Source organism: Pseudomonas asuensis (genome assembly GCF_014646755.1).
Lineage (GTDB): Bacteria > Pseudomonadota > Gammaproteobacteria > Pseudomonadales > Pseudomonadaceae > Chryseomonas > Chryseomonas asuensis.
The window spans coordinates 1-5078 of the sequence record NZ_BMNW01000038.1 but is presented as its reverse complement, the minus strand read 5'-3'; the positions used below and the strand labels follow the sequence as shown (position 1 = coordinate 5078).

The following is a 5078-nucleotide window of genomic DNA, read 5'->3' as shown; positions in this document are numbered from 1 at the left end:
AAGCAGGCCACCACCAAGGCCTTTCATTATGCCTCGCTTAAACAGCTGCAGGAGCATATAAAGGATTATCTGTGGGCGTATAACAGCGCTCGTCCATTGCGCGCTTTGAAAGGGCAAACACCGATTGGCTTTATCCTCGGGCAATGGCATAAACAGCCACAACTCTTTTTAACCGACCCAAACCCCTTCTTCCCGGGACCTAACACCTAGCATGGAGGATCTGGAGTCTTCCATCGAGCATTACCTGGAGACTTACAACCAGGATCCTAAGCCGTTCCGCTGGCACAAGAAGGTGGATGACATCCTGGCCAGCGTAGCGCATGCAGCGATGGCACGGGGCAGATAGTTATGTATGCAATTTACGAGACACCACACTAGCATAGCTAGATTCTTTCAACGTTACGTTGATCGTTAAAGAATAAAATGCAAAAAATAATTCAACTATCGAGTTTGCTAGCAAACATGCTGACAGCCTTGACGGCGTCGCTGGCCCCATCACGGATCTGTACGATAACGGTCCCTGCCTGATCTGCTAACTCAACACCTTTGGCGGCTCGATCATGAGTCGTATCCATACTGGTCACTGCGTGCTGGGTCTCGCCAAGAATCTTCCCAATCATTTCCGCGATCTCGGCTGTTGCGCTGCGCGTTCGCCCTGCCAACTGACGAACCTCATCGGCAACCACCGCAAAGCCTCGTCCCTGATCACCGGCACGGGCTGCCTCAATCGCTGCGTTAAGGGCAAGCAGGTTGGTTTGGTCAGCAATGCTGCGGATGGTATTGACAATGGCTGTGATTTGCTCGGAGCGCTGACCTAATTGCTCAATAACCTGTGCCGAACTGCTTACGCTGCTTGCAATTTCGCGCATCTCGGTTGCAGCGGCCTGAATAATCTGCGTGCCGTGCTCTGCTATTTTCTCGGTCTCTACAGAAATATAATAGGCACGAGAGGCGCTGCGGGCATCACTTTCAAGTTTTTCTACTCGCTCAGTGATGTCACTAGCATATTTGACCACCTTGAATAAACGCCCAGTAGCGTCAAACATAGGATTATAGCTAGCTTCCAACCATATGACGCGACCCTGCCTTGTAAGCCGCTTAAACTGCCCATTAACAAACTCACCGGCATTTAGACGTCGCCAAAAGTCTTGATACTCAACACTGTTAGCAAGATTTTGTTCGCAGAACTGCCGATGATGCTTACCTACCAGCTCCTTTAGCGAATAGCCCATGGTGCGCAGAAAGTTGTCATTGGCGGTAATGATGCTGCCGTCAAGGTTGAATTCAATAACTGCCATGGCACGGTTTAACGCAGTGAGTTTACTTTGGGCCTCATTCTCACGCTCGACCTGTGAGGTAACATCCAAAGCGTATTTCACTATCTTGATCACACGTCCAGCGGTATCCAAAACAGGGTTATAGCTAGCTTCCAACCAGACCATGCGACCTTGCCTGTCGAGCCGCTGGAATGTACCGGAAATAAACTCTCCACGGCCCAAACGGCTCCAGAATTCGAGATAGTCTTTTGCCTGGTATACAGACGCAGGGCAAAACCGGCGGTGGTGCTGTCCTATGATCTCTCCCAGGCGGTAGTCCAGTGTGCTTAGAAAATTCTCATTGGCTTTTAGTACCTGACCCTGGGTATCAAACTCAATCACTGCCATAGAGCGCTCAAGTGCCCTAAGTAGGCTTTCATTAGTTACATTCTGAGCTTCAAGCCGAGCGATTATTTTTTTATTACTTGAGTTGAACATGGCAGTCTCTGTCTGCAAAGAGATATCACCTCTATATCGGTTACTGGCTGACTTCTTTAAATACGGCAGATAAGCGGTTGATTGAAGGTTATGAACGCCTTTGAACGCTATCTAAGTGTTTTTCTTGGGAGAAAAGGTTTAGGGTATAAACCTTTATCAGAAAATGGTCTATGGCTTAGGCTTCTAGGGTTTGTCTGAAAAGTCGCGTTTGTTAACCTAATGCCGTTGTGGCAAGCGGAGGCAGGAGGCGGAAAAAAAGGGGCCCGGACGAACCTTTACATCACTGCCTGGGACGCAGCCGAGGTGGGTTAGGTACCAAGATTCACCTGCTTTGCGATGCCAATGGTTTTTACCCTCTCGCCTGGTCAGCAGGCCGCTTCGCGTACTTTTATCCCGTTACTGGATCAGGTGCGTCTTCCTGGCTCTCAGGGCAGACCACGCAAGCGTTGCCGGACGGTGTTCGCGGACAAGGGCTACGATAGTAAAGGGTCGCGTCGCTATTGCGACCGCTTCGGTATGCAGCCGGTGATTGCCCAGCGCACGATACACCGCAAGCCCCGGCCAGGTCTGCCTCGCCTGTTTGACAGGCCCAGGTATCAACAGCGTAACGTGATCGAGCGGCTATTCAGTTGGTTAAAGGAGAAGCATCGGCTCTGTACTCGCTTTGACAAGCTGGCTAGCAGCTTCAAAGCCGTGGTAACGCTGGCCTGTATCGAGCGATGCATGCGTGCCGACTTTTCAGACAAGCCCTAGTGGTGGCGAGAGTGGCGCGACGATAAAACATACAAACAGGGCGCTCGAACGTCTACACCTCAGGCTTGAGCAACAGGATCCAATCGATCTGACAACCTAATGATTAATTCTATCGCCATCCGTGCAACCCGAGCTGCTTCTTACGCCAAGAAAAGGAGGCCTGAAGAGCAGATAGACCATGCTTAGGGTCGCAGCCGGGCTACCTTAATGACCAAGGTGCACATGCTTTACGATGCTAATGGTCTCTTGTTGATCGTTGTATTAACACCAGGACAGGCTGGCGATATCTTGAAGGCTCAGACAGTTCTGGATCAGGTTCGTAACCCAAGTAAACAAAGCCGTTCATGCAAATGCCGCCGCTGGTTGCTAGCAGATAAGGTAAACAATGCTAAGTACCTGCAGTACTACTGCGACTGGTACCGGTATAGGCCTGTCATTCTGCGGCATAACATTGAACCTAAGTCCGAAGCGAGGACAGCCCAGATTGTTGGATCGTCCCAAACACAAGCAGCGCAACGTGAATGAGCGGATGTTCGGCTGGCTGAAGGAAATGGGTAGCTGGCAACTCAATACGACAAACTGACCAAAAGTTTTGAGGCCATGGTTACGCTGGCCTGCGACTTACCCTGAGTGCGCAACTATTTAAAGTACAAAACTTTGGGCATATGATATTTAGATATGTAGAGTAGATCACGATATTAGAATAAATAGCTTTCTATTGAGGGCTGTAGCTTCCTAACTTCTAACATTAGAAAACCGGTTCCAACGCCACAAAGGTAATTGCTATGCAATATGTTAGTAACTTACAAGAATGGTGGGAAAATCTATCCTGGCAAATGGCGTCAAAACAAACACCTGATGAGATATATCTTTTATTAGGTCAGAGTATGACATCTCACGGATTTACCTACTATGCGCACGGTATAAAAAAAGCATTATCATTTTCAAATGCTAAAACTACTGTTTATGGTACATATCCTGACGAATGGAAGCAGCGCTATAATGAAATGAATTATGGTGCTGACGATCCGTGCATTTCGAGTAGTCTAGATTCTGGCTGCAGCGTCGTATGGGATAAAAGGTTACAGAAACAAAATGAAAAACTGTTCAATGAAGCTAAGGAGTGTGGGCTGAAGTTTGGTATTACCTTGAGCGTACGCTCTATTGGCAATACTATTAGCGTGGTTTCTTTAGCAAGAGAATATGAGCCAATATCACTAAGTGAGAGGCTTAATTTTGAGTTTAAAATGAGGGCGATCCAAGCAATCTTACAAGAGTCACTTGTTCGACTAGGGGATAATCGTTTTGTGCCTACAATAGTTACTCTCAGCAAGCGTGAACGTGAAATCTTACAGTGGACAGCTGACGGGAAAAGTTCTAAAGATATCTCGATAATACTATCAATTTCGGAAAATACAGTAAAATTCCATATCAAGAATATACAAGAAAAATTTAACGCACCCAATAAGGTTTCAGCGGCTGCGTATGCAGCCGCTCTAGGTATAATCTGATAGGTAGCAATTGCCTTTGCTATGGATTTATCGATTCACCCTACCCAAAAGGGTAGGTTGATGTCCTGCCCTAATCACCTATAGTTAGTCTAAAGAACAACAAGATATTCTTGGGGGGTTCTTATGACTAATATCCTTATACAAGTTAGCTGTAACATGGATTACAGCTTGAAGCTAAAATTTGCTCAGTTCAGATATAAAATCTTTGTAGAAAAATTAGGATGGGAGATAAATGAAGCCTTTAAAGAAGAAGGATTAGAGCAGGATGAATTCGATAGAGATGATACAGCGTATATCTATCTATTAACTGAACATAATGATGTTGTTGCGTATGCAAGGCTTCTTCCCACTACTTCAGAGTATTTGTTGGGAAACGTTTTTCCATTCTTATGTGATGCTCCCCCCCCACGCTCCTGCCACATACTGGAAATATCTAGATATGTTTATGTTGGAAAAACTGAATCAAGTGCAGCAATCAGTTTTTTTAGAAATTGCTTGCTCTTCGCTAAAAAGATGGGAGCCACTGATGTTGTAGCTGTCACATCGGTGGGGCTCGAAAGGCTCTTTGAAAGAAATGGTATAGAAACTGAACGTCTGGGAGGACCAAAGCGATATAAGGGTGAGATGCTGGTTGGCTTAAAATTTCCCCTTAAGAAAGTTCAGGATTGCAACAATACAATTGAAGCTCCGGTAGGTAGGTTTAGTGAAGTAACTATATGAAAATTAGGCTCGTAATTTTCTTTTGAAAGGTAACTATATGACCGCTAAATGACCGCTAATGCCAATTCAATTTCTAGGGGTTCTCCGAACAAGTCATCACAAGCTCTTGCGCTTGTGCTGAAATAGACGCCATCCGTTCAGCTATACATGGCAGACCCTATGAGCCAGATGAGCTTTTCCGATTTTGAATACGCCAGCAAGCGCAAGCAGAACCGCAAGGAGTTGTTCCTGATCGAGAGATGGATCAGGTCGTACCCTGGGCAGGGCTGGTCGCGTTGATTGAGCCGTACTATCCGAAGGCGGGCATGGGCCGCAGACCCTATCCGTTGGAAACCATGCT

The 5078-nt window shown here is 46.7% G+C and carries 3 protein-coding genes and 5 pseudogenes; 6 read left to right on the top strand and 2 right to left on the bottom strand.

Features of this window, described 5'->3' with window-relative positions; genetic code table 11:
* Together IEX86_RS24310 and IEX86_RS24305 are read left to right on the top strand one after the other, a co-directional pair.
* A partial coding sequence (locus IEX86_RS24310) for an IS3 family transposase (RefSeq protein WP_188868725.1) occupies positions 1-210 on the top strand: 210 nt, incomplete at its 5' end.
* Positions 209-346: pseudogene (locus IEX86_RS24305) on the top strand (IS630 family transposase); the annotation flags it as partial. The gene IEX86_RS24310 and the pseudogene IEX86_RS24305, both read left to right, overlap by 2 nt.
* Before the next feature lie 91 nt (positions 347-437).
* Here IEX86_RS24305 and IEX86_RS25880 read toward each other — a convergent pair.
* Positions 438-869 (bottom strand): annotated as a pseudogene (locus IEX86_RS25880) (methyl-accepting chemotaxis protein); the annotation flags it as partial.
* 120 nt (positions 870-989) lie between these two features.
* A pseudogene (locus IEX86_RS25875) lies at positions 990-1754 on the bottom strand (PAS domain-containing protein); the annotation flags it as partial.
* A 251-nt stretch (positions 1755-2005) separates the two neighbouring features.
* On the opposite strand from IEX86_RS25875, the pseudogene IEX86_RS24295 reads away from it, so the two are divergent.
* From IEX86_RS24295 to IEX86_RS24280, 4 genes and pseudogenes are all read left to right on the top strand, one after another.
* Positions 2006-2507, top strand: a pseudogene (locus IEX86_RS24295) (IS5 family transposase); the annotation flags it as partial.
* Positions 2508-3292: 785 nt separating this feature from the next.
* A complete protein-coding gene (locus IEX86_RS24290) occupies positions 3293-4018 on the top strand; it encodes an autoinducer binding domain-containing protein (protein WP_188868722.1) in 726 nt (241 codons plus the stop codon).
* A gap of 123 nt (positions 4019-4141) precedes the next feature.
* Positions 4142-4738 (top strand): acyl-homoserine-lactone synthase, encoded by a 597-nt coding sequence (locus tag IEX86_RS24285; RefSeq protein ID WP_188868721.1) that lies wholly within the window; start codon positions 4142-4144, stop codon positions 4736-4738.
* Positions 4739-4897: 159 nt separating this feature from the next.
* Positions 4898-5078 (top strand): annotated as a pseudogene (locus IEX86_RS24280) (transposase); the annotation flags it as partial.

Excerpts from the sequence above, each read along its gene's own strand:
- IEX86_RS24290 (WP_188868722.1), top strand. The coding sequence starts at position 3,293 with ATGCAATATGTTAGTAACTTACAAGAATGGTGGGAAAATCTATCCTGG.
- IEX86_RS24285 (WP_188868721.1), top strand. The coding sequence starts at position 4,142 with ATGACTAATATCCTTATACAAGTTAGCTGTAACATGGATTACAGCTTG.